Raw genomic sequence first — 19,831 nt, 5'->3', positions numbered from 1 at the left:
CCAGGAGAAACGCCATGACCGATCAGACCCCGAGCACCACGTCAGCACCTCGCCACCCGGCGGTCGTGGCGTTCCATCAGAGCAGGATCGACAACGTCCAGCTGCGGGTGGCCGACGCCATCACGTCGTTCGCCGGCTCGATGCCGTTCGTCTACCTCCATGCCGCGGTGTTCGTCGCGTGGATGCTGTGGGTCGAGTCGAACCCGTGGCCGACGCTCACGCTCGTCGTGTCGCTCGAGGCGATCTTCCTGTCGACGTTCGTGATGATCGGCCAGAACCGGCAGGCGGAGTTCCAGAAGATCAAGGCCGAGCACGACTTCGTCGAGCAGGAGCTGGAGCTCAAGACCAACACCGACCTCACCCGCGAGATCCACGTGCTGACGACCGAGCTGCACCGTCGGGTCATCGACGAGGCCCCGCGTTCGGGCTGATCACGAAGAAATCTCGTGTTGTGGTGTCGTATGCGGCGTCCATCGTTCGTGGACAGGGTGAAAGTTCCTCACACCTCAGAAGGAGTTCGCATCATGCGTGATCTCATCGTCAGCGCTTTCATGTCCCTCGACGGCGTCGTGGAGGCGCCCGGTGGCGAGCCCGGTTATCGCAATGCCGGATGGACGTTCCGGGACATCGAGCTTGATCCCGCGGTCTACGAGGGCAAGGGCCAGGAGCAGGAAGAGACCTCGGCCCTCGTGATGGGCCGTACGTCGTACGAGGCGTTCGCGCCGGTGTGGCCCTCGATGGAGGAGTTCGCCGGGTACAACGCGATGCCGCGCTACGTCGTCTCGACGACTCTCGAGCAGGACGATCCGCGTTGGCCGGCGACGATCCTGCGTTCGCTCGGCGACGTCGCCGAGCTCAAGCAGACGGACGGGGGACCGATTGCGATCCCGGGCAGCGCGACGCTGATCCGGAACCTGGCCGATGCCGGCCTGATCGACCGCTACAACCTTCTGGTGTTCCCCGTGCTGCTTGGAGCCGGGAAGCGTCTGTTCAGCGGCGCCGACCGGGACAAGACGATGCTGAGGCTCGTGGAGCAGCAGACCTACTCCAACGGCATCCAGAAGCAGGTGTACGACGTCGTCCGCTAGGCGCTCGGCGGGGTCATCTCGAGCCGTACGCCCAAGAGCCGGACCGGCCGCGCGCGCTGGTCGGGCTCGAGGCGGTCGAGCAGCGAGACCGCGGCATTGCTCAGGGCCTGGCGGTCGTTCGTCGGAGCCGGCAGCGTCAGGCTGCGGGTCACGGTGATGAACGGGGCCAACCGGATCTTGAGGCCGACGCGTGCAGCGGGACGGCCCTCCGCATCGATGTCCTCGAGCACGCGCACGGTCAACGCGCGCACCTCTTCGGCGATGGCGTCCCAGTCGTCGAGGTCGGTCTGGAATGTCGTCTCGCGCCCGTGAGCGCGGGGAACATATGGCTCGGGGTCGAGCGGTTGCGCGGAGTCGCCGGTCGCCAGTCCGCGATAGTAGGGACCCATCGTCGGGCCGAGCTCGGCGGCCAGCACGGAGGGGTCACTCGCCGCCAGCTGCGCGACCGTCTCGAGCTCGAGCGCAGCCAGCTTGGCGGCGGTCTTGCTGCCGATGCCCCACAACGCGCGGGTGGGGCGGTCGCCCATCACCTCGAGCCAGTTCGCGGCCGTCAGGGTGTACGTCCCGCGGGGCTTGCCGAAGTCGGTGGCGTTCTTGGCGCGCAGTGTGTTGTCGCCGATTCCGACCGAGCAGTGCAGGCCGGTGGCGGCGAGCACCGAGTCCATCACGAGCGCCGCCATGGCCTCCGGTGCACCGAGGTCACCGTGTCCGGGTCCCGGTCCCACGAACGCCTCGTCCCAGCCCATGACCTGCACCTGAACCGGCACGCCACCCCAGCTCAGCGAACGCAGCGTGGCCATGACCGTCTCGGACACCGCTTCGTACGCCGGCCCGTCGACCGGGAGGAAGACGGCGTCCGGGCACTTGCGCTTCGCGATGCGCAACGGCATGCCCGAGCCGACCCCGAACTGCCGCGCCTCGTAGGACGCGGTCGAGACCACGCCCCGCTCGCTCGGGTCGCCGCGGCCGCCGACCACCACGGGCATACCGGCCAGCTCGGGCCGACGCTGGATCTCCACGGCAGCGATGAACTGGTCCATGTCGACGTGCAACACCCAGCTCATGTCCTCACCCTGCCGGATCACGTCGGCGTGGTCGAGGATGCGTCTTCGGTGCCCGATGGGTGAGTCGGCTGCGCGTGGCCCCGGGATGCGAGTAAAGTGGAACGCGTAACAAACCCCGCACCGCTGCTCGTCGAACGAGTACGTCGCTCGACGATCGGTTCCGTGGCACCGGCTCCAGGCCGGATCACTCCACGAGGCGGGCGTTGCACCAGCCCGATCGCTCCTGTCGATCGGTAGTAGCGAGTCCCGACGTGACCGGGCCATTGGCCACGATCCGGCAGGGCTCGTCGGCGCTGACCCGGGTCGATGCCCGGATGCGGCGTTGCAGCATCGCCACGACCATCGTGCCGGGCTTTCGGAGGAGGAACCTTGGCCAGAAGAGGCCAGCGGCAGACGGGGACGACCCGTTCCGCACCACAGCGCCGTGCTCGCGTCGGCAATGACGGCATCATGTCGGTGCTCGCCCGCGCCGTACGCGAGGTCGAGGCCGGCGCCCAGCGTGGCCGTGTGTCGCCGTCGACCCGCACCAAGTTCCAGGTCGTCGCGCTCCTGGCTCGTGAGGAGCGCACCCGCGCCAAGGCCGACGGCGCCTTGACCGAGCCCCAGCGCGCAGAGAAGCTCAAACGGCTCGACGGGATCGGCACGATCCTCGCGCAGACCGCCGCTCGCGACACGTCGCTCCTCTCGCTTCTGGCCGAGGACGCCGAGGTGTCCGACGCCGCCATCGTGCTCAAGCACGACATGCTGCAGGCCGCCGGCGTCGAGGAGACGCCAGAGGCTGCCGCAGAGACGGAGGAGACCACCGTCGCCGCGCCGGTCGAGCGTCGTGTGGTGCCGCAGTCCGTCGTCTCGCGCCAGCTCGCCAACCCGTTCCTGCCGCCCGACTTCGAGGCCGCGCAGGCCGCCAAGCCGCAGACGCAGCGCCTCGCCACCTGGGAGCTCCTCGGTCCGCTGTTCTCGGCGTTCGAACGCGCTGCCGGCGGGTCCAAGGCCTGCATGGCGCTCCCGGAGCCCTCGGACACCAAGGTGCCGGTCGGGCTGGAGCTGATGCGTCACCAGGCCGAGGTCATCGCCGCCGCCGAGGACGGGCACCGGACGTTCCTGCTGGCCGACGAGCCCGGGCTGGGCAAGACGGCACAGGCGCTGCTCGCCGCCCAGGCTGCCAACGCCTATCCGCTGCTCGTCGTGGTGCCCAACGTCGTCAAGACCAACTGGGCACGTGAGGCGGAGCTCTGGACGCCCAACCGGCCCTCCACCGTGATCCACGGCGACGGCCACACGATCGATGGCTTCGCCGACATCGTGATCGTCAACTACGAGGTCCTCGACCGCCACGTCGGCTGGTTGGGTGACCTCGGGTTCCGCGGCATGGTGCTCGACGAGGCGCACTTCATCAAGAACAAGTCCTCCCAGCGGTCCCAGCACGTGCTGCAGCTGTCGGAGCGCATCCGGGCCCGCACGGTGCGACCGCTGATGATGGCCCTGACGGGCACCCCGCTGATCAACGACATCGACGACTTCCGCGCGATCTGGCAGTTCCTCGGCTGGATCGACGACAAGAAGCCGCGTGCCGAGCTCATGCGCTCGCTCGAGGAGACCGGTCTCACGCCGATCGACCCCGGCTTCTATGCCGCGGCCCGCTCACGCGTCATCGACATGGGCATCGTGCGTCGCCGCAAGGTCGACGTCGCGTCCGACATCCCCGCCCGTCGCATCGCCGACCTCCCGGTGGAGCTCGACGACGAGGCCGGCCGGTCGATCCGCGAGGCCGAACGCGTGCTCGCCCAGCGGCTCGTCAAGCGCTACGAGAGCGCGCTCGCCAACCGTACGTCCGGCATCACGGTCGAGGGCATCGACCACGAGCTCGTCCGCCGGGTGGCCGGCTGGGAGCGCGACGAGAGCTCGGGCAAGACCGACGAGAACGTCTTCACGATGATGCGGCGCATCGGCCAGGCCAAGGCCGGCCTCGCGGCTGACTACACCGCGCAGCTCGCGCGCAACGTCGGCAAGGTCGTCTTCTTCGCCAAGCACGTCGACGTGATGGACCTCGCCGAGGAGACGTTCGAACGGCGCGGCATCCGCTACTCGTCGATCCGGGGCAACCAGACGCCCAAGGTGCGCCAGCGCAACATCGACGCGTTCGTCGACGACCCCGAGGTCGCGGTCGTGGTCTGCTCGCTGTCGGCCGCAGGCGTGGGCATCAACCTCCAGGTCGCGTCCAACATGGTGCTGGCCGAGCTGTCGTGGACCGACGCCGAGCAGACCCAGGCGATCGACCGTGTCCACCGCATCGGCCAGGACGAGCCTGTCACCGCGTGGCGCATCATCGCCTCGCAGACGATCGACACCCGCATCGTGGAGCTCCTCGACAGCAAGGCCGGACTCGCCGCCAGGGCGCTCGACGGCTCGGACGACGAGGTCTCGGCATCGGCGGACATGCAGCTCGAGGCGCTCGTTGGACTCCTCACCGACGCCCTGGAGCAGCAACAGGACACGTGACGCCTGCCGCTCAGGGTCGTTGAACCTGCAGCAGTCCATGTCGGAGCTCGGGTGACGACGCGATACCCCGTACGTTCGCGGGGCCTCACGTGCAAGGAGCAGCCATGAAGCGTGCCCTGTCGATCGGTTCGGCCGTCCTGGCTGTCGCCGCCACCCTGTTGAGCGTGCCGCCGGCCACCGCTGCCACGCCTGAGGTCGCCACGGTGGCTCCGGGGCTGCGCGACGTGATGTTCGTCGGCAACAACTGGCAGGGCACCGCGTCGATCGTCGACGCGAACACCCGCGAGATGTTGAAGTCCGGCATCAACCTGATCCCCGACAAGACGCAGGAGCTCAACGACATCCGGACCAACCCCGTCAAGCTCGTGTTCTACCTCGTCGTGCAGGCCGGACCGGGTGAGGGCCACGACCAGTACGTCGACGACATGTTCACGACGAACGACGGCAAGTACCTGGCGGTGTCGCGGCCGAGCTTCGCCGACGTGGTGTGGATCGACATCGCCAAGGCCGTCGCGGGCGAACCCAACAGCATCGTCCACGAGGAGCAGATGGACGGCCACCGTACGGACCACATGGGGTTGTCGCCGGATGGGCGCCGGTTGGTGGTCTCGGACTCCATGAGCCGCCAGGTCATCGAGTACTCCATGGTCGACGAGGTCGTCGGCGGCAAGACCATCACGATGGGCCAGCGCCTGCGGACGTTCGTCTCAGGGGAGACACCGCACGAGAACACGTACAGCAAGGACGGCTCGCGGATCTTCCACGCGTCGATCGGCCGGGTCTACCTCCCGGGCGATTCGACGAGCCTCGGATCGCTCGACCTGAGCCTGGTGCACAACACGATCAAGGGAGATCGCTGGTTCCAGGTTGTCGACAACGCCAGCTTCGCCGTGAAGCAGCGCTGGGACATCGGCAAAGAGCTCGCCGAGGCAGGTCATCCCGGCATGAGCTCTGCCGTACGCCCGATGGCGGTCGCCCCCGGCGAGCGGTTCATCTACTTCCAGGTGTCCTTCTTCCACGGCCTGGTGGAGTTCGACACCCAAGCGCCCGACATCGACGGCAAGGTCGGCTACACGGCAGGCGGCATCGCCGAGCCGCGTGTCGGCGCCGTCAAGCGCGTGATCCCGCTGCCCAACCGGGTTCCGACGATGCCACGCGAGCAGTACGTCAACGACTCGGCTCACCATGGGTTGTCGATCAACGCGGCCGGCACGACGCTGTGCGCGGCCGGGACGATGGACGACTACGCGGCGCTCGTCGACCGCGCCTCGGGCGACTTCACGATCTTCGACACCGAGACGACCGGCCACTCGTACGGCAAGCCGTACTGGACGACCGAAAGCCTGAACGACACCTGCTGGATCTCGCTGAGCGAGGCGGACTCGGTCGCGGTGATCGACACCAACACCAAGCAGGAGATCGCCTACCTGCCGGTCGGCGACCACCCCCAGCGCATACGCCACGGGTACGTCCCGGAGGCGCTGGCGGCAGACCTGGCGTCCTAGGGCGCGCGCGTCTCGTCCCGCAGCCGGGGCTCGGTCGCGTTCGCCGGCTTGATGCCGTGCTTGTCGGCGAAGAACGCCCGTACCAGGTCCATGTCGGCCTTGACGTCGTCGGACGGGTGGAACGTGGGCCCGAAGCCCATCGTCTTGGTCGGCGGGTCGAAGAACGCAAGCGTGATCGGCAGACCGGTCTCGCGGGAGATTCGCAGGAACCCCGACTTCCAGTAGTCGCCCTTGGTCCGGGTGCCCTCGGCAGCGATGATCAGGCGGAACGGCTCACCGTTGCGGGACTCCTCGACCAAGTCGCTGACGACACCCGAGGCGTTGTCGCGGTCGAGGGGGACGCCGCCGAAGCGGCGCAGCAACCAGCCGAGCGGACCGCGGAACAGTTGCTTCTTGACCAGGACCCGCGGATGAGCGCCGTCGTGCCACATCACGAGGAGCATCGTCACGAAGTCCCAGTTGGACGTGTGCGGAGCGCCCACGAGGATGCCGGTCTCGGGCACCTCGCCGACCATCTCGTAGCCCGCACGGCGGACGATGAAGCGGGCGAGTCGCTGGCGGATCATCCCGCGATCCTATGGGTGCGCCATCGGGTCGGGGACCGCCAGGGCGGGTGGGCGGCACGGCATACGTGTGACAGCGCGTCGGAAGGGTACGAACGGATCGTCACTCCCACCGACCGAACGGAGCACCACCTGTGATCCCGAAGATCCTGCACACCCCTGTCTCGATCGCCCAGCACGTGGCCGGCGGAGTCGTCCGCGGCGGGCTGCGCGGAGCCGGTGCCGTCGTCAAGCGGGTCCTGCCGGACCATCAAGGCAGCCCGGAGCAGGATCCGTCGCCGCGGATCAAGACCGAGCCGGTCCGCCAGCCGCCGTCGCCGACCACGACGACCAAGAGGGCCACGACCAACACGATGCCGGCCAAGAAGGCGCAGGCGAAGCGAGCGGCCGCCAAGAAGAGTGCCGCCACGAGGTCGGCGCCGAAGAAGCCTGCGGCTGCGCTCAACGAGGATCGTGCCCCGGTCGATGCCGATCCCGTCGTCCACAGCACCGGTCCTGAGGTGACGACGAACGTGTCCAAGGACGACCTGCGAGCATGAGCTCACGCATTGCCCGCCGGGCCGACGGCTAGGGCCACTCCATGCATCAGCTCGAGTGGATCGGCATCATCAGGCACGGCGAGAGCGTCGGGAATGTCGCGGCGGCGACCGCGGAGGAGAAGGGCTCGGACCTGATCGACATCGCGGAACGCGACGCCGATGTGCCGCTGTCCGACACCGGTGAGAAGCAGGCGCAGGCGGTGGCGGGCTGGCTCGACGACCTGTCCGACGAAGAGCGGCCCGACGTCGTCATCGTGTCGCCGTACCTGCGAACCAAGCAGACTGCCGAGATCGCGCTCGAGGGACTCGACATCCCCACCGTGCGTGACGAGCGGCTGCGCGACCGGGAGCTCGGCGTGCTCGACCTCCACACGGTCCACGGGATCCGTTCGAAGTTCCCGGAGGAGTCGGAGCGGCGTCAGCGGCTGGGCAAGTTCTACTACCGCCCGCCCGGTGGCGAGTCGTGGGCCGACGTCCTGCTGCGCCTCCGTAGCCTCCTGCGTGACGTCGCCGAGGACCACCCTGAGCAACGCGTCCTGTTCATCGCCCACGATGCCGTCGTCTCGCTGTTCCGGTACGTCCTGGAGGGCCTCGACGAGGAGGAGCTCATGTCGAGCGCCAAGAAGTCGCCGATCGCCAACTGCTCGATCAGCAGCTGGCGGTGGGACGGCGAGTGGGTCAACGAGCGCTTCAACGACGTCCAGCACCTCCAGCAGGACGATGCGGCGCACCCGACGGCCGAGGAGGGCATCGATGCCCCGGCCGTCTGACGCCCAGGTCATCACGCCGCAGCTGCTGCGTGACTGGCCGCTCCCTGAGCCCGACGGCGGCAAGGAAGCGCGCGGGACCGTGCTCGTCGTCGGCGGATCGCGCTTCACGCCGGGAGCGGTGCTGCTGGCTGGCACATCGGCTCTGCGCGCGGGTGCCGGCCGCCTGCAGCTCGCGACCACGGACGACAACGCGCAAGCGCTGAGCATCGCCGTCCCCGAGGCGAAGGTCGTCGGGCTGCCGACCACGGACGGCGGCTCCGTCGAGGGCGACGTGCCGGAGCACCTGCTCGAGCTCGCCGCTCATGCGGACGTGGTGGCGATCGGTCCAGGCCTCGATGATCCCGAACAGACCGCCGCCATCGTGCGACGAGTCGTCGACGCCGTCTCCAGCGACGCGAGACTCGTCGTGGACGCGTACGCGTTGGGCGCTCTTGGTGAGCACCCGGACCTGCTCGGCAAGCACGCGCCGACGACGGTCCTGACGCCCAACGTGCACGAAGCGGGACGCCTGCTGGGCCGGGATCCCGGCGACGACCTCGACGCGGAGGCAGCGGCTGTGACGGAGCGCTTCGGCGCGGTGGTCTCGCTCTACGGTCACGTGGCCGAGCCCGGCGGGGGAGCGTGGCGTGACGAGAACGCCGACATCGGCCTCGGTACGTCCGGCAGCGGCGACGTCCTAGCGGGCATCATGGCCGGCCTGCTGGCGCGTGGAGCCGAACCCGCGCAGGCGGCGTGCTGGGGGACGTACGTGCACGCCATGGCGGGACAACGGCTCGTCCCCCGGATGGGGCGCACGGGCTATCTCGCGCGCGAGCTCGTCGACGAGGTCGCCGCCACCATCGCGATGGTCTAGGTGAGGTGGTCGAAGTCGCCGTTGACCCACGCGGCGTGCCGCTCCGCTGAACGGCGCACGATCGCCCTGGCGTCCGCGGCAATCGCGTTGTCGAAGTTGCCGTAGAGCCGGTCGTAGTCGAACCGGTCGACGTGCTCGGCCACGCGCTTCACGACGGCTCCCGAGAGAGGCAACCGGTTGGGATAGCTCCGCATGAAGCTGACCGACGTCCGGTCAGGGTTGGCGAAGATCGTGTCGCCCGTCAGCAGGACTCCACGTCCCTCCGCCCCGGCCCGCCAATGTGCGACAGCGCTGCCGGGGAAGTGACCGCCGGGCTGGCTCAGGGTGACGCCCGGCAGGACCTCGAGGTCGCCGGACCACGTCTCGATGACCGGATCGGGGCGCGCGACCCACTCGCGGTCGGCCTCGGCGACCAGGACCGGAGCGCCGCCGAGCAGGTGGCTCCACTCGACCTGCACGCCGTACATGTGCGGGTGGCTCGCCACGATCGCGCGTACGTCGCCCAGCGCACGTACGCGGTCGGCGATGTCGCCGTCGACGTAGCCGACCGGGTCCCACAGCAGGTTGCCCGCGGACGTGCGCAGGAGCTTGGACTGCTGGCCGATGCCCGTCGAGGGTGTCGTCGTGATCGCGTGCAGATCCGGCTCGAGGTCAGCGATCTCGGCGCGATGGCCGCCTGCGGTCAGCTCGTCCAGGGTCGTCCACAGTTGCCCCTCAGCGGGCACCCATTGCCGTTCGTCGGCGCAGATCGCGCACACGTCCACCTGCTCGGCGTGCTCCACGGCGCAGGTCTGACAGATCCAGAAGTCGCTCATGGGCCCACGGTAGAACACGGCGGACCGCGCGCACCGGGGCCAATTGATTCGCACGAACCATCGAATTGTGTCCGATCCCGCCACTACGCTCGTCGGTATCCAGCTTCACCTCGGAAATCCCCTCCATCTGCAGGGAGAAACCCATGTCCGACAGCATCCCCACCACCGGTTCGGGAGCACCGTCCGAGCCGCTCGACCCCAAGCGCTGGCTCGCGCTCGGCGTGATCGCCGTGGCGCAGCTGATGATCATCCTCGACGCCTCGATCGTCAACATCGCGCTGCCATCGGCGCAACAGGACCTCAACATCACCGACGCCGACCGGCAGTGGGTCGTCACGGCCTACACGCTCGCGTTCGGCGGCCTGCTGCTCCTGGGCGGACGCATCGCTGACTACACCGGCCGCAAGCGCACCTTCATCATCGGCCTGATCGGGTTCGCGGGCGCCTCCGCGCTGGGCGGAGTCGCGTCGACCGCCGGCCTGCTCTACGCCGCGAGAGGTCTGCAGGGCGCGTTCGCCGCGCTCCTGGCACCGGCTGCGCTCTCGCTGATCTCGGTGACGTTCACGCTGCCCAAGGAGCGCGCCACCGCGTTCGGTGTCTTCGGCGCGATCTCCGGCGGAGGTGCGGCGATCGGCCTGATCGTCGGCGGTGTGCTGACCGAGTACGCCTCGTGGCGCTGGTGCCTGGGCGTCAACGTCCCGATCGCCCTCGTCACGGCCCTCGCTGCAGTGCGAGTCGTCAAGGAGAGCAAGGCCCACGGCAACACCAAGTACGACATCCCCGGTGCGGTCCTGGTGTCCCTCGGTCTCGTGTCGCTGGTCTACGGCTTCACGCAGGCCGCCAAGCTCAAGGACCCGGGCAAGAGCACGGAGGTCCAGGGCTGGACCGACCCGTCGACGATCACGTTCCTGGCGATCGCCGTCGTGCTCCTGATCGCGTTCGTCGTCTGGGAGCGCCGCACCAGCACACCTCTGCTGCCGTTGTGGGTCGCGCTCGACCGCAACCGCGGCGGCTCCTACCTGGTGTTCTTCTTCGTCGGCGCGGGCCTGTTCGCGATGTTCCTGTTCATGACGTTCTACTTCCAGATCACGATGGGCTACACGCCGTTGGAGTCAGGATTCGCGTTCCTGCCGTTCAGCCTGGGCGTCATCGGCGCGGCCGGGTTCGTGTCCAACCTGCTGCCACGCATTGGGCCCATGCCAATCATGATCCCGGGTCTGGCGCTGGCCATCGTCGGCATGCTGATGCTGACGCAGATCACCGCCGACACGTCCTACTGGGGATACGTCCTGCCGTCGCTGCTGCTCATGAGCATCGGCATGGCGGGCGTCTTCATCACGGCGTCGAGCACCTCACTCGTCGGCATCGGCACCCACGACGCGGGCGTAGCGAGCGCGCTGCTCAACACGTCGCAGCAGGTCGGCGGCTCGCTGGGCACGGCCCTGCTCAACACGCTGTATGCCGGCGCGGTCACGGCCTACCTCGCGGATCACCTCAGCGAGTCGCCCAAGGCCGCGCCCGGCAACGCGTTGGTCCACGGCTATCACGTCGCATTCTTCTGGGGCGCGATGCTGCTGACGGTGTCGTTGCTGGTGGCGGTGTTCGTGATGAACGCCAAGAAGGAGGACGTGCCGGCCGACGTCGTCGCGCCGGGCTGATCGCCCTGGGCTAGGCGGCTGGCGCGACCTCAGGGACGAGTTCCTTGCGCCGTGCCAGCCGCTCCCGCACGTACGTGTCGGCCCTCAGCGACACCCAGAGCAGCGCGATGGCGACGAAGCCGTCGAGCCACCAGTGGTGCCCGGTTGCCGCCACCACGAAGATCGTGACCGGCAGGTGCAGCACGATCAACCACCGCCATCTGCTCGTCGTCACCGAGAACACGCCGAGCGCGACGACTGCAGCCCAGCCGACGTGGATCGACGGCATCGCGGCGAACTGGTCGGAGATGCCGGTGCCGACGTCGCCATAGACGTCGAATCCGTGCTTGTCCGACAGGTCGACGAAGCCGAGATCCTGCACGAACCGGGGCGGCGCCACGCGGATGAAGCGGATGACGAGGCAGAACGCCGTGAGCCCGGCCAGCCCGTTGCGCCAGTGCGGATACTGGTCGCGGTGCCGGATGAACAACCACACGAGGAAGATCAGCAGCGCCGGCACGTGCACCGTCGCGTAGTAGTCGTTGGTCGCCGCGGCGAGCCAGTCGTAGTGCACCACGAAGTGCTGCATCGAGATCTCGGTCGGCAGGTGCAGGAAGTTCTGCAGGCGATCGATCGCCTCGGCGCGCTCCATGGCGCCCTCGGGGTGCGTGAACGGCAGCTCGCGGGCCAGTCGCCAGACCGAGTAGAGCGCCGAGATCAGGGCGAACTCGCTGAACGCCGGCAGCAAGGCGTTGCGCACCCGGTTGGCGGGCAGCATCCGGAGGAGCAGCCAGGCGATGAGGCTCGCCGCCGAGGCGATGGCGGCCTGGTCCCAGGTCGCCCAGCTCATGGGAGCTGACGGGTTGTCGCACGGATCACGAGATGATCTTACGGACGCCTGTGGGATCGTAGGGGCCGACTCTGGATCAATCAGTGCCAGGAATCAGGAAAAGGACCGTTCATGGATGTGAAGAACTCCGTCGCCCTCGTCACCGGTGGCGCCTCAGGGCTGGGCCTCGCGACCGTCGAGGCACTCGTCGAAGCCGGCGCCAAGGTTGTCGTCCTCGACCTTCCCGGCTCACCCGGCGCGGATGTCGCTGAGCGGCTTGGCGACGTCGTGCGTTTCGCCGCCGCAGACGTCCGCGACGAGGCAGCCGTCAACGAGGCACTCGACGTGGCGGCCGAGCTCGGCGACCTCCGTGTCGCCGTCAACTGCGCCGGGACGGGCGATGCCATCAAGACCGTCGGGAAGCAGGGCCCGTACCCGCTCGACAAGTTCCAGCGCATCATCGAGATCAACCTGATCGGCACGTTCAACGTCCTGCGCCTGGCCGCCGCCCGCATCGCCGCGCTCGAGCCGGTCGGCGAGGAGCGCGGCGTCATCATCAACACCGCCTCGGTCGCCGCGTTCGACGGGCAGATGGGCCAGGCCGCCTACTCGGCCTCCAAGGGTGGCGTCGTGGGCATGACGCTGCCGATCGCCCGCGACCTCGCATCGATCGGCATCCGCGTCATGACGATCGCACCGGGCCTGTTCGACACCCCGCTGCTCGCGTCGCTGCCCGAGGACGCCCGGGCGTCGCTGGGCAAGCAGGTCCCGCACCCGAGTCGCCTGGGCGACCCGGCCGAGTACGGTGCCCTCGCCGCGCACATCGTGGCCAACCCCATGCTCAACGGCGAGACGATCCGCCTCGACGGCGCGATCCGCATGGCACCGCGCTGACTCAGACCGGCAGCAGCCGGGTGATGAACTTCGTCAGCTGATCGACGTTGCAGCACTCGTGCATCTCGACCACGTCGGCGTACGTCGGCGCGATCGAGTCGCCGAGGCCCCAGCGCATCGAGTGCTCGGGGTTGAGCCAGAACGTACGCCTCGCGCGCTGGTTGATCGCGTGGAGCGCGCCGAGGTTGGGGTCCTGGTTGTTGTTGCGAGCATCGCCGAGCACCAGCACGGCGGTGCGCGGGCCGATCGCCGTCATGTGGTCGGCGTGGAAGTCGGCGAACGCCTCGCCGTAGTCGCTGCTCGTGTGCCACTTGGTGATGCGGGCCTCGCGGGCGATCCGGCTCGCGAGGTCGTCGCCGCCGTCCTTGACGAGGTCGGTCACCTCGGCCATGGCATTGACGAACGCGAACACCCGCACCTTGCTGAACTGGCCGCTCAGTGCCTGCACGAGATGCATCGTGAAGCTCGAGAACCCCGACACGGAACCTGACACATCGCAGAGCAGGACGAGCTCGGGCCGGGACGGGTGCGGCTTGGCGTACACCGGGCGGATCGGCACGCCGCCGGTCGACATCGACCGGCGCAGCGTGCGACGGATGTCGATGCGCCCGCGGTTGGCCTTGCGACGGCGTGCAGCCAGCCGGGTGGCGAGCTTGCGCGACAGCGGTCTGACGATGCGGCTGAGCTCCTCGAGCTGTTGCTGATTGGCGCTGAGGAAGTCGATGCGATCACTGCCCGTACGGACCGCGTGCCGGGTCACGACCTCACGCCCACGCAGCTCGGCGGTCCGGCGGCGAGCCTCGCTCGCGACCATCGCGCGGAAGCGGTCGATGTTGGTGCGCACCTCGTCGCGCTCGAGGCGGTCGGTGAACCCGCCGCCCTGCCCCTGACTGCCGCCCTGCCCTTGGCCTTGACCGCCGCCGCCCTCACCGCGTTGCCCCAGCGCCTGCACCAGCAGTGTTTGCGGCCTCAGCCGCTCCAGGGTCTGGTACGCCGACCACCCGCCCGTCGGCGTGCCCTCGGTGCCGACCCCGCCGAGCAGGTCGACGGCGATCTCGGCCACCTGCTCCAGCGCCCGCAGGTCGTTCTCGGCCAACGCCATGGCCAAGAGGTCCCGCAGGTCGTCGAGATCGAAGTCCTCGTCGGTCTCCCGTGCCGCCTGCGGTGCACCGACACCGGCGGGGAAGAAGAGGTCGAACGTCATGTCGAACACGTCGCGCTGGCCGCCACGGCGCACGAGTGCCGACGCGAGGCCCTCGCGGAGCTGCGGCCGGTCGCTCATGCCCAGCACCTCGACGACCGCTGCGGCGTCGACCGTCTCGCTGGTGCCGGCCGGTATGCCCTTGGAGCGCAGCGCCGTGACGAACTCGACGAGTCGGCCGGCGACGTCCTGCGCCTCCGGCTCACCGACTCGTGTCGTGCTCATGACGCGCCGAGCACCTCGTCGAGGTCGAGGCGCGCGGTGGCCTTCTCGAGGTCGTCCTGATGCTTGAGGATCACGCCGAGGCTCTCCTTGACGACCTGGTCGTCGAGGATGTCGGCGCCGAGGGCCACGAGCGTACGAGCCCAGTCGATCGTCTCCGAGACCGACGGAGCCTTGCGCAGCGGCATGGTCCGCAGGGCGTTGATGACCCGCACGAGGGAGTCACCGAGCGTCGCGTCCAGCTCGGGCACCTTCAGACGTACGATCGCCTGCTCGAGCTCGGCGTCGGGGAAATCGATGTGCAGGAACAGGCAGCGGCGGCGGAGGGCCTCGGAGAGCTCACGGGTCGCGTTCGACGTCAGCACGACGAACGGCCGGCTCGTGGCGGTGATCGTGCCGAGCTCGGGCACCGTGATCTGGAAGTCGCCGAGCACCTCCAGCAGCAGTCCCTCGATCTCGACGTCGGCCTTGTCGGTCTCGTCGATCAGCAGGACCGTCGGGCCCTCGTTGCGGATCGCCGTGAGCAGGGGGCGGGCGAGCAGGAACTCCTCGCTGAAGATGTCGTTGCGCGCCTCGTCCCACGTCTCGTCCTTGCCCGCCGTGATGCGGAGCAACTGCTTGGCGTGGTTCCACTCGTAGATCGCCCGCGCCTCGTCGACGCCTTCGTAGCACTGCAGACGTACGAGAGCGGCTCCGCACGCCTGGGCGACCGCGCTCGACAGGGCGGTCTTGCCGACCCCTGCTGGCCCCTCGACGAGCAGGGGCTTGCCCAGCTCGCTGGCCAGGAAGACGGTGGTCGCCACGGCGTCGGAGGCCAGATAGCCCGCGCCGGCGAGCTTGTCCTTGACGTCGTCGATCGAGGTGAACGGCATGGTGCGCATGCCTACGATGATGCCGTGGCCCTCTTCGAGATCGTGCGCGAGGTGCACCTGCCGCCCGAAGAGACCTGGCGGCGGCTCACCGACTGGGAGCAGCACGGTCAACACGTGCCACTGACGCGCATCATCCGCACCGACGACGGATTCATCGCTCGTACGGGCATCTGGCGGCTCACGTTCGACGACCGCATGGAGATCGTGGAGTGGCGGGAGCCAGCGTTCTGCCGCCTGGAGAAGCGTGGGCGCGTCGTGACGGGATGGGCCGAGGTGCAGGTCGACGCGCTGCCGGCAGGCAGTCGGGTGACGTGGCGCGAGGACCTCCACGTACGCGGAGTGCCCCGGGCGTTCGACGGGTTCACCCGAGCCGTGAGCACACGGATGTTCTCGCGCGTGATCGACCGGTTGCTCGCACCCGCAGGCCCTTGATCCCCCGGCCCGCTCAGGGACCACTTGCCGAGCGCACTCCCACACGTACCATCGCCACATGGGGTACTCGCCGGAATCCGAAGCACTCGACATCTGCCGCGACCTGATCAGGATCGACACCTCCAACTACGGTGACGACTCCGGGCCGGGGGAGCGCAAGGCCGCCGAGTACGTCGCCGGATCGCTGGCCGAGGTCGGCATCGAGTCGCAGATCTTCGAGTCCGAGTCCGGCCGCGCCAGCCTCGTCGCCCGGTGGGGCAACCAGGACTCGCCGCGCCCCGGTCTGCTGATCCACGGGCACCTCGACGTCGTGCCGGCGCGGGGGAGTGACTGGCAGGTCGACCCGTTCGCCGCCGAGGTCGTCGACGGCTACCTGTACGGCCGCGGTGCGGTCGACATGAAGGACTTCGACGCGATGCTCCTGTCGGTCGTACGCGCGCGTCAGCGTGCCGGTGCGATCCCGGACCGGCCCATCACGCTGGTCTTCACCGCCGACGAGGAGGCCGGCGGTGTGCTCGGGGCGCACTGGTTGGTCGAGCACCACCCCGACCTGTTCGAGGGTTGCACCGAGGCCATCGGAGAGGTGGGCGGGTTCTCGACCGAGGTCGGTGGCAAGCGGCTCTACCTCATCGAGTCCGGCGAGAAGGGCATCGCCTGGATGCGCCTGCGGGCGCGCGGCACCGCCGGCCACGGATCGATGCGCAACGACGACAACGCCGTCATCCACCTCGCACAGGCGCTCGTGACGCTGGGGGAGCACCAGTGGCCTGACGAGCCCGGACCCTCGATGGAGCTGCTGCTGGGCAAGGTCCGTGAGCTCACCGGCAAGGAAGGCAGTGCCGATGAGCTGCTGGAGCAGTTCGGCCCGGCGATCCGCATGATCGGCGCAGGCATGCGCAACACCACGAACGCGACGATGCTGGAGGCCGGCTACAAGCACAACGTCGTCCCCGGCGAGGCGATCGCGTACGTCGACGGGCGCTACCTGCCCGGCCACGCCGACTCGTTCCTGCCGGCCGTCCAGGAGATCGTCGGAGCCAACGTGACGGTCGAGACGCACATCACCGACGCTGCGCTGGAGTACGCCTTCGAGGGCGACCTCGTGGACGCCATGACCGTGGCGCTGCACAGCCAGGACCCCGACGCGCACATCGCACCGTTCCTGATGTCCGGCGGCACCGACGCCAAGGCGTGGCACAAGCTGGGCATCACGTCGTACGGCTTCACGCCGCTGCGGCTGCCCGCAGACCTCGACTTCACCGCACTGTTCCACGGCGTCGACGAGCGCGTGCCGGTCGACGCACTGGAGTTCGGCTCCCGCGTGTTCGACGAGTTCCTGAACCTGATCTAGCGCGTCAGAGCGTGCTGCGCATGCGGAGGATCTTGCGGCGCAGGACGACGGTGCGCTGCCCGGTGTCGTCCTTGCGCAATCGGTCGAGCTCCCACCCCTGATATTCCGCAGCGTCGGTCAGCATGCGGCACACGGCCGTACGCGACTTGGTGCGGTCGATCGTGAGGTTCCAGAACTCGTACTCGATCATTGACTCACCTCTCATCTTGCGCTGTCCGACACGTCGTCGAGGGCCTGGACGATCTCGGGCGGCAGCTCGAGGTCCTCCGACGCCAGGTTCTCCTGCAGCTGTGAAGTCGTACGAGCTCCGACGATCGCCGAGGCAACTCCGGGCCGGGCGAGCAGCCAGGCGAGAGCGACGTGCGCGATCGTGACGTCGAGGCCCTCGGAGGCCCGCGCCAGAGCCTCGACGACCGCGGACTTCTGCGGGGTGAGGTACTTCCCGACGAACGCCTCCCACGCGGGATCAGCGGCGCGTGAGTCGGAGGGCACGCCGCCGCGATACTTGCCGGTCAGCACGCCGCGGCCGAGAGGCGACCACGCCAGCGCGCCCATGCCGAGGTGCCGCGCGGCCGGCAGGACCTCGTCCTCGGCCTCACGGCGTACGAGGGAGTACTCGACCTGTGTGCTGATCAACGGGAGCGCGTCGGCCCGCTCCGCGAGCCACGTGTGCGCCAGCGCCGTCTGCCACCCGCTGTAGTTGGAGATGCCGACGTAGCGCGTGCGCCCCGTCCGCACGGCGTGCTCGAGCGTGCCGAGCGTCTCGTCGATCGGGGTCTCTGCGTCCCACGTGTGGATCTGCCACAGGTCGAGGTGATCCGTGCCGAGCTGGCGCAATGAAAGGTCCAGCTGGTCGAGCAACGTCCGCCGCGAGCTGTCGCGATCGATGCGGTCGCCGCGCTTGATCAGCCCGGCCTTGCCGGCCAGCACGATGCGGCCACGCGCGTCGGCCTTGTTGATCAACGTGCCGAGGAGCTCCTCGCACGCGCCGTCGCCGTAGATCGGCGCCGTGTCGACCAAGGTGCCGCCTGCGTCGAGGAACGTCGACAGCTGTTCCTCTGCGTCGTACGCGTCGACAGCCGTGCCCCACGTCATGGTGCCGAGCGCGAGCCGTGACACTTCCAGCCCCGATGCACCAACGCGGCGATACTGCATGCCGCAAGGCTAGTCGGGCGGGTGAAGGCAGCCCGGTAGGCTCGCACAGTGGATTTCCTCCGTGCCGTGGTCCTGGGTCTCCTTCAGGGCCTGACAGAGTTCCTGCCCATCTCCAGCAGCGCGCATCTCGCGATCTTCCCCAAGTTCTTCGGCTGGGACGATCCGGGTGCGGCGTTCACCGCGGTGATCCAGATCGGCACCGAGCTCGCCGTGGTGATCTACTTCTGGCGAGACATCGTCACGATCGCCTCCGGCTGGATCCGCGGCCTGTTCAGCGCCAGCGCCCGCGAGGCGCTCGAGTGGCGCATGGGCTGGTTCGTCATCATCGGCTCCGTGCCGATCGTGATCCTCGGCCTGCTGTTCCAGGACGCGATCAAGCACGAGTTCCGCCGCGTCGCGCTCATCGCCGTCGCGTTGATCGTGTTCGGCCTGATCCTCGGCTTCGCCGAGCGCTGGGGCCTCAAGAACCGGCCGATCGAGAAGCTCACGACCCGCGACGCCATCCTGTTCGGCCTCGCCCAGTCGTGCGCGCTGTTCCCGGGAGTCTCGCGCTCCGGCGGCACGATCAGCATGGGACTGCTGCTGGGCTACGAGCGACGCGCAGCCACCCGCTACGCCTTCCTCCTCGCGATCCCGGCCGTGCTCGGCGCCGGCATCTACAACCTCAAGGACATCCCCGGCCAGGCCAACGCCTACGGACCGGGTCCCACGATCGTCGCAACCATCGTGTCGTTCGTCGTCGGGCTCGCCGTGATCCACTGGTTGCTGGAGTACGTCAGCCGCAAGTCGTACACGCCCTTCGTGGTCTACCGCGTCGCCCTCGGCGTCCTGGTCCTCGCGCTGGTCGCGACGGGTGTCATGACGTCAACCGTCACCGTGAGCTGACGGCTTCGGCACAGCTTGACGCACGCTGAGGGACTTGGGTCGCCAGGACGACCTCAAATCCTCATCGTCGGTCGCTAGCCGTACGACGAGATCATGACCACCCGTATGTCCAGGTGAGCTCCGGCGCGTGCTCGTCGGTCACGCATTTGTCTTCCCCGAACAATCCCCGGCAGTCCGACTCCGACCTATTGCATGTGCTCGAGCACCTCATCGCGCCCGAGCGTCTCGGCCATGTCCCTCGGGCTCTTGCCCGCATGGTTCACGTGATCAGGATCGGCCCCGAGGCTGATGAGTAGGCGAACAACCTCGCCGCCGAGCTGCGGTGAAGCGTTCGCCGCAAACACTGCTGTCCACAAGGCTGTGTTGCCGAACGTGTTGGCGAGTGTCACGTCAGGGTCCGCCTCGGCAAGTTCCCGTAGAGCGTCGACCGCCAGCTGTTGCGCGGCGAAGTGCATCGGTGTGAACCCCTGGCGGTCGACGGCGTTGACGTCTTCGCCCGCGGACAGGCATCGCCGAACCTCTACGGCGTCGTTCTCAAGCGCCGCGTAGTGGAGCTTGGAGCGACCTTCGCGATCAGGTGCTTCCGCTTCAGGCTCCGAACTCGCGCGCTTCTTGAACATGGGACAGATCTTGGCATGAAGTCCGTCCTGCGCGATT

The 19,831-nt window shown here is 68.6% G+C and carries 22 protein-coding genes; 12 read left to right on the top strand and 10 right to left on the bottom strand.

What is annotated here, in order from left to right; all coding sequences use genetic code 11:
- The first annotated feature begins 14 nt into the window (after window positions 1-14).
- Both ESP70_RS01565 and ESP70_RS01560 read left to right on the top strand, forming a co-directional pair.
- Window positions 15-431 (top strand): DUF1003 domain-containing protein, encoded by a 417-nt coding sequence (locus tag ESP70_RS01565; protein ID WP_149687625.1) that lies wholly within the window; start codon window positions 15-17, stop codon window positions 429-431.
- A gap of 93 nt (window positions 432-524) precedes the next feature.
- Complete coding sequence (locus ESP70_RS01560) at window positions 525-1,088, top strand: dihydrofolate reductase family protein (RefSeq protein ID WP_149687624.1); 564 nt, start codon at window positions 525-527, stop codon at window positions 1,086-1,088.
- Here ESP70_RS01560 and ESP70_RS01555 read toward each other — a convergent pair.
- The gene (locus tag ESP70_RS01555; protein ID WP_149687623.1) at window positions 1,085-2,152 is read right to left on the bottom strand and encodes a DNA polymerase IV; all 1,068 of its coding nucleotides are present in this window, start codon (window positions 2,150-2,152) and stop codon (window positions 1,085-1,087) included. The two genes, ESP70_RS01560 and ESP70_RS01555, sit on opposite strands and share 4 nt — an antisense overlap.
- Window positions 2,153-2,336: 184 nt before the next feature.
- Complete coding sequence (locus ESP70_RS19940; RefSeq protein WP_188110434.1) at window positions 2,337-2,483, bottom strand: hypothetical protein; 147 nt, start codon at window positions 2,481-2,483, stop codon at window positions 2,337-2,339.
- A 119-nt stretch (window positions 2,484-2,602) separates the two neighbouring features.
- Between ESP70_RS19940 and ESP70_RS01550 the strand changes: the two genes are divergently transcribed.
- Together ESP70_RS01550 and ESP70_RS01545 are read left to right on the top strand one after the other, a co-directional pair.
- Complete coding sequence (locus ESP70_RS01550) at window positions 2,603-4,651, top strand: DEAD/DEAH box helicase (protein ID WP_246161737.1); 2,049 nt, start codon at window positions 2,603-2,605, stop codon at window positions 4,649-4,651.
- 104 nt (window positions 4,652-4,755) lie between these two features.
- Window positions 4,756-6,156, top strand: coding sequence for a YncE family protein (locus ESP70_RS01545; protein WP_246161735.1), 1,401 nt, complete (start codon window positions 4,756-4,758; stop codon window positions 6,154-6,156).
- On the opposite strand, the gene ESP70_RS01540 is transcribed toward ESP70_RS01545, so the two are convergent.
- Window positions 6,153-6,722 carry a 1-acyl-sn-glycerol-3-phosphate acyltransferase gene (locus ESP70_RS01540; protein WP_149687621.1) on the bottom strand — a complete coding sequence of 190 codons (570 nt, stop codon included), beginning with the start codon at window positions 6,720-6,722 and terminating at the stop codon, window positions 6,153-6,155. The genes ESP70_RS01545 and ESP70_RS01540 overlap by 4 nt on opposite strands.
- 131 nt (window positions 6,723-6,853) lie before the next feature.
- Here ESP70_RS01540 and ESP70_RS19935 point away from each other — a divergent pair, with 131 nt between their 5' ends.
- Genes ESP70_RS19935 through ESP70_RS01525 form a run of 3 tightly spaced genes read left to right on the top strand, consistent with a single transcriptional unit; the run spans window position 6,854 to window position 8,881 of the window.
- Window positions 6,854-7,258: a hypothetical protein gene (locus ESP70_RS19935; protein WP_188110433.1), complete on the top strand. Its 405-nt coding sequence runs from the start codon at window positions 6,854-6,856 to the stop codon at window positions 7,256-7,258.
- 41 nt (window positions 7,259-7,299) lie between these two features.
- Window positions 7,300-8,028, top strand: a complete 729-nt coding sequence (locus ESP70_RS01530; RefSeq protein WP_149687620.1) for a histidine phosphatase family protein — start codon at window positions 7,300-7,302, stop codon at window positions 8,026-8,028.
- Window positions 8,012-8,881: an NAD(P)H-hydrate dehydratase gene (locus ESP70_RS01525; RefSeq protein ID WP_149687619.1), complete on the top strand. Its 870-nt coding sequence runs from the start codon at window positions 8,012-8,014 to the stop codon at window positions 8,879-8,881. Before ESP70_RS01530 ends, ESP70_RS01525 begins: the two co-directional genes overlap by 17 nt.
- On the opposite strand, the gene ESP70_RS01520 is transcribed toward ESP70_RS01525, so the two are convergent.
- A complete protein-coding gene (locus ESP70_RS01520; RefSeq protein WP_149687618.1) occupies window positions 8,878-9,696 on the bottom strand; it encodes an MBL fold metallo-hydrolase in 819 nt (272 codons plus the stop codon). The genes ESP70_RS01525 and ESP70_RS01520 overlap by 4 nt on opposite strands.
- 143 nt (window positions 9,697-9,839) lie before the next feature.
- On the opposite strand from ESP70_RS01520, the gene ESP70_RS01515 reads away from it, so the two are divergent.
- On the top strand, window positions 9,840-11,354 hold the full coding sequence (locus ESP70_RS01515; RefSeq protein ID WP_149687617.1) for an MFS transporter: 1,515 nt from the start codon (window positions 9,840-9,842) through the stop codon (window positions 11,352-11,354).
- Window positions 11,355-11,364: 10 nt separating this feature from the next.
- Here the strand turns inward: ESP70_RS01515 and ESP70_RS01510 are convergent, their stop codons facing one another.
- Window positions 11,365-12,183, bottom strand: coding sequence for a phosphatase PAP2 family protein (locus tag ESP70_RS01510; RefSeq protein ID WP_149687616.1), 819 nt, complete (start codon window positions 12,181-12,183; stop codon window positions 11,365-11,367).
- Between the two features lie 111 nt (window positions 12,184-12,294).
- Between ESP70_RS01510 and ESP70_RS01505 the strand changes: the two genes are divergently transcribed.
- The gene (locus ESP70_RS01505; RefSeq protein WP_149687615.1) at window positions 12,295-13,056 is read left to right on the top strand and encodes a 3-hydroxyacyl-CoA dehydrogenase; all 762 of its coding nucleotides are present in this window, start codon (window positions 12,295-12,297) and stop codon (window positions 13,054-13,056) included.
- 1 nt (window position 13,057) lies between these two features.
- Here ESP70_RS01505 and ESP70_RS01500 read toward each other — a convergent pair whose 3' ends face one another.
- Both ESP70_RS01500 and ESP70_RS01495 read right to left on the bottom strand, forming a co-directional pair.
- Entirely contained in the window at window positions 13,058-14,482 is a 1,425-nt protein-coding gene (locus ESP70_RS01500; RefSeq protein WP_149687614.1) for a VWA domain-containing protein, read from the bottom strand.
- Window positions 14,479-15,360, bottom strand: a complete 882-nt coding sequence (locus ESP70_RS01495; RefSeq protein ID WP_149687613.1) for an AAA family ATPase — start codon at window positions 15,358-15,360, stop codon at window positions 14,479-14,481. Before ESP70_RS01495 ends, ESP70_RS01500 begins: the two co-directional genes overlap by 4 nt.
- Before the next feature lie 15 nt (window positions 15,361-15,375).
- Between ESP70_RS01495 and ESP70_RS01490 the strand changes: the two genes are divergently transcribed.
- Together ESP70_RS01490 and ESP70_RS01485 are read left to right on the top strand one after the other, a co-directional pair.
- Window positions 15,376-15,783: an SRPBCC family protein gene (locus ESP70_RS01490; protein ID WP_149687612.1), complete on the top strand. Its 408-nt coding sequence runs from the start codon at window positions 15,376-15,378 to the stop codon at window positions 15,781-15,783.
- A 58-nt stretch (window positions 15,784-15,841) separates the two neighbouring features.
- A complete protein-coding gene (locus ESP70_RS01485; RefSeq protein WP_149687611.1) occupies window positions 15,842-17,134 on the top strand; it encodes a M20/M25/M40 family metallo-hydrolase in 1,293 nt (430 codons plus the stop codon).
- A 4-nt stretch (window positions 17,135-17,138) separates the two neighbouring features.
- Here the strand turns inward: ESP70_RS01485 and ESP70_RS01480 are convergent, their stop codons facing one another.
- Together ESP70_RS01480 and ESP70_RS01475 are read right to left on the bottom strand one after the other, a co-directional pair.
- Window positions 17,139-17,324: a DUF5703 family protein gene (locus tag ESP70_RS01480; protein ID WP_149687610.1), complete on the bottom strand. Its 186-nt coding sequence runs from the start codon at window positions 17,322-17,324 to the stop codon at window positions 17,139-17,141.
- An 11-nt stretch (window positions 17,325-17,335) separates the two neighbouring features.
- Window positions 17,336-18,289 (bottom strand): aldo/keto reductase, encoded by a 954-nt coding sequence (locus ESP70_RS01475; RefSeq protein ID WP_149687609.1) that lies wholly within the window; start codon window positions 18,287-18,289, stop codon window positions 17,336-17,338.
- Window positions 18,290-18,337: 48 nt separating this feature from the next.
- On the opposite strand from ESP70_RS01475, the gene ESP70_RS01470 reads away from it, so the two are divergent.
- Window positions 18,338-19,174, top strand: a complete 837-nt coding sequence (locus ESP70_RS01470) for an undecaprenyl-diphosphate phosphatase (RefSeq protein WP_149687608.1) — start codon at window positions 18,338-18,340, stop codon at window positions 19,172-19,174.
- 185 nt (window positions 19,175-19,359) lie between these two features.
- Here ESP70_RS01470 and ESP70_RS01465 read toward each other — a convergent pair whose 3' ends face one another.
- On the bottom strand, window positions 19,360-19,794 hold the full coding sequence (locus ESP70_RS01465) for an ankyrin repeat domain-containing protein (protein ID WP_149687607.1): 435 nt from the start codon (window positions 19,792-19,794) through the stop codon (window positions 19,360-19,362).
- Window positions 19,795-19,831: the final 37 nt, after the last annotated feature.

It is taken from the genome of Aeromicrobium ginsengisoli, from assembly GCF_004134905.2.
GTDB lineage: Bacteria > Actinomycetota > Actinomycetes > Propionibacteriales > Nocardioidaceae > Aeromicrobium > Aeromicrobium ginsengisoli.
The sequence above is the reverse complement of the archived record's forward strand: the minus strand, read 5'-3'. Positions and strand labels throughout refer to the sequence as shown.

What these genes read in the sequence shown, in the direction of transcription:
- ESP70_RS01565 (WP_149687625.1), top strand. Translation starts at nt 15, where the DNA reads ATGACCGATCAGACCCCGAGCACCACGTCAGCACCTCGCCACCCGGCG.
- ESP70_RS01560 (WP_149687624.1), top strand. Translation starts at nt 525, where the DNA reads ATGCGTGATCTCATCGTCAGCGCTTTCATGTCCCTCGACGGCGTCGTG.
- ESP70_RS01555 (WP_149687623.1), bottom strand. Translation starts at nt 2,152, where the DNA reads ATGAGCTGGGTGTTGCACGTCGACATGGACCAGTTCATCGCTGCCGTG.
- ESP70_RS19940 (WP_188110434.1), bottom strand. Translation starts at nt 2,483, where the DNA reads ATGCTGCAACGCCGCATCCGGGCATCGACCCGGGTCAGCGCCGACGAG.
- ESP70_RS01550 (WP_246161737.1), top strand. Translation starts at nt 2,603, where the DNA reads ATGTCGGTGCTCGCCCGCGCCGTACGCGAGGTCGAGGCCGGCGCCCAG.
- ESP70_RS01545 (WP_246161735.1), top strand. Translation starts at nt 4,756, where the DNA reads ATGAAGCGTGCCCTGTCGATCGGTTCGGCCGTCCTGGCTGTCGCCGCC.
- ESP70_RS01540 (WP_149687621.1), bottom strand. Translation starts at nt 6,722, where the DNA reads ATGATCCGCCAGCGACTCGCCCGCTTCATCGTCCGCCGTGCGGGCTAC.
- ESP70_RS01530 (WP_149687620.1), top strand. Translation starts at nt 7,300, where the DNA reads ATGCATCAGCTCGAGTGGATCGGCATCATCAGGCACGGCGAGAGCGTC.
- ESP70_RS01525 (WP_149687619.1), top strand. Translation starts at nt 8,012, where the DNA reads ATGCCCCGGCCGTCTGACGCCCAGGTCATCACGCCGCAGCTGCTGCGT.
- ESP70_RS01520 (WP_149687618.1), bottom strand. Translation starts at nt 9,696, where the DNA reads ATGAGCGACTTCTGGATCTGTCAGACCTGCGCCGTGGAGCACGCCGAG.
- ESP70_RS01515 (WP_149687617.1), top strand. Translation starts at nt 9,840, where the DNA reads ATGTCCGACAGCATCCCCACCACCGGTTCGGGAGCACCGTCCGAGCCG.
- ESP70_RS01510 (WP_149687616.1), bottom strand. Translation starts at nt 12,183, where the DNA reads ATGAGCTGGGCGACCTGGGACCAGGCCGCCATCGCCTCGGCGGCGAGC.
- ESP70_RS01505 (WP_149687615.1), top strand. Translation starts at nt 12,295, where the DNA reads ATGGATGTGAAGAACTCCGTCGCCCTCGTCACCGGTGGCGCCTCAGGG.
- ESP70_RS01500 (WP_149687614.1), bottom strand. Translation starts at nt 14,482, where the DNA reads ATGAGCACGACACGAGTCGGTGAGCCGGAGGCGCAGGACGTCGCCGGC.
- ESP70_RS01495 (WP_149687613.1), bottom strand. Translation starts at nt 15,360, where the DNA reads ATGCGCACCATGCCGTTCACCTCGATCGACGACGTCAAGGACAAGCTC.
- ESP70_RS01485 (WP_149687611.1), top strand. Translation starts at nt 15,842, where the DNA reads ATGGGGTACTCGCCGGAATCCGAAGCACTCGACATCTGCCGCGACCTG.
- ESP70_RS01480 (WP_149687610.1), bottom strand. Translation starts at nt 17,324, where the DNA reads ATGATCGAGTACGAGTTCTGGAACCTCACGATCGACCGCACCAAGTCG.
- ESP70_RS01475 (WP_149687609.1), bottom strand. Translation starts at nt 18,289, where the DNA reads ATGCAGTATCGCCGCGTTGGTGCATCGGGGCTGGAAGTGTCACGGCTC.
- ESP70_RS01465 (WP_149687607.1), bottom strand. Translation starts at nt 19,794, where the DNA reads ATGTTCAAGAAGCGCGCGAGTTCGGAGCCTGAAGCGGAAGCACCTGAT.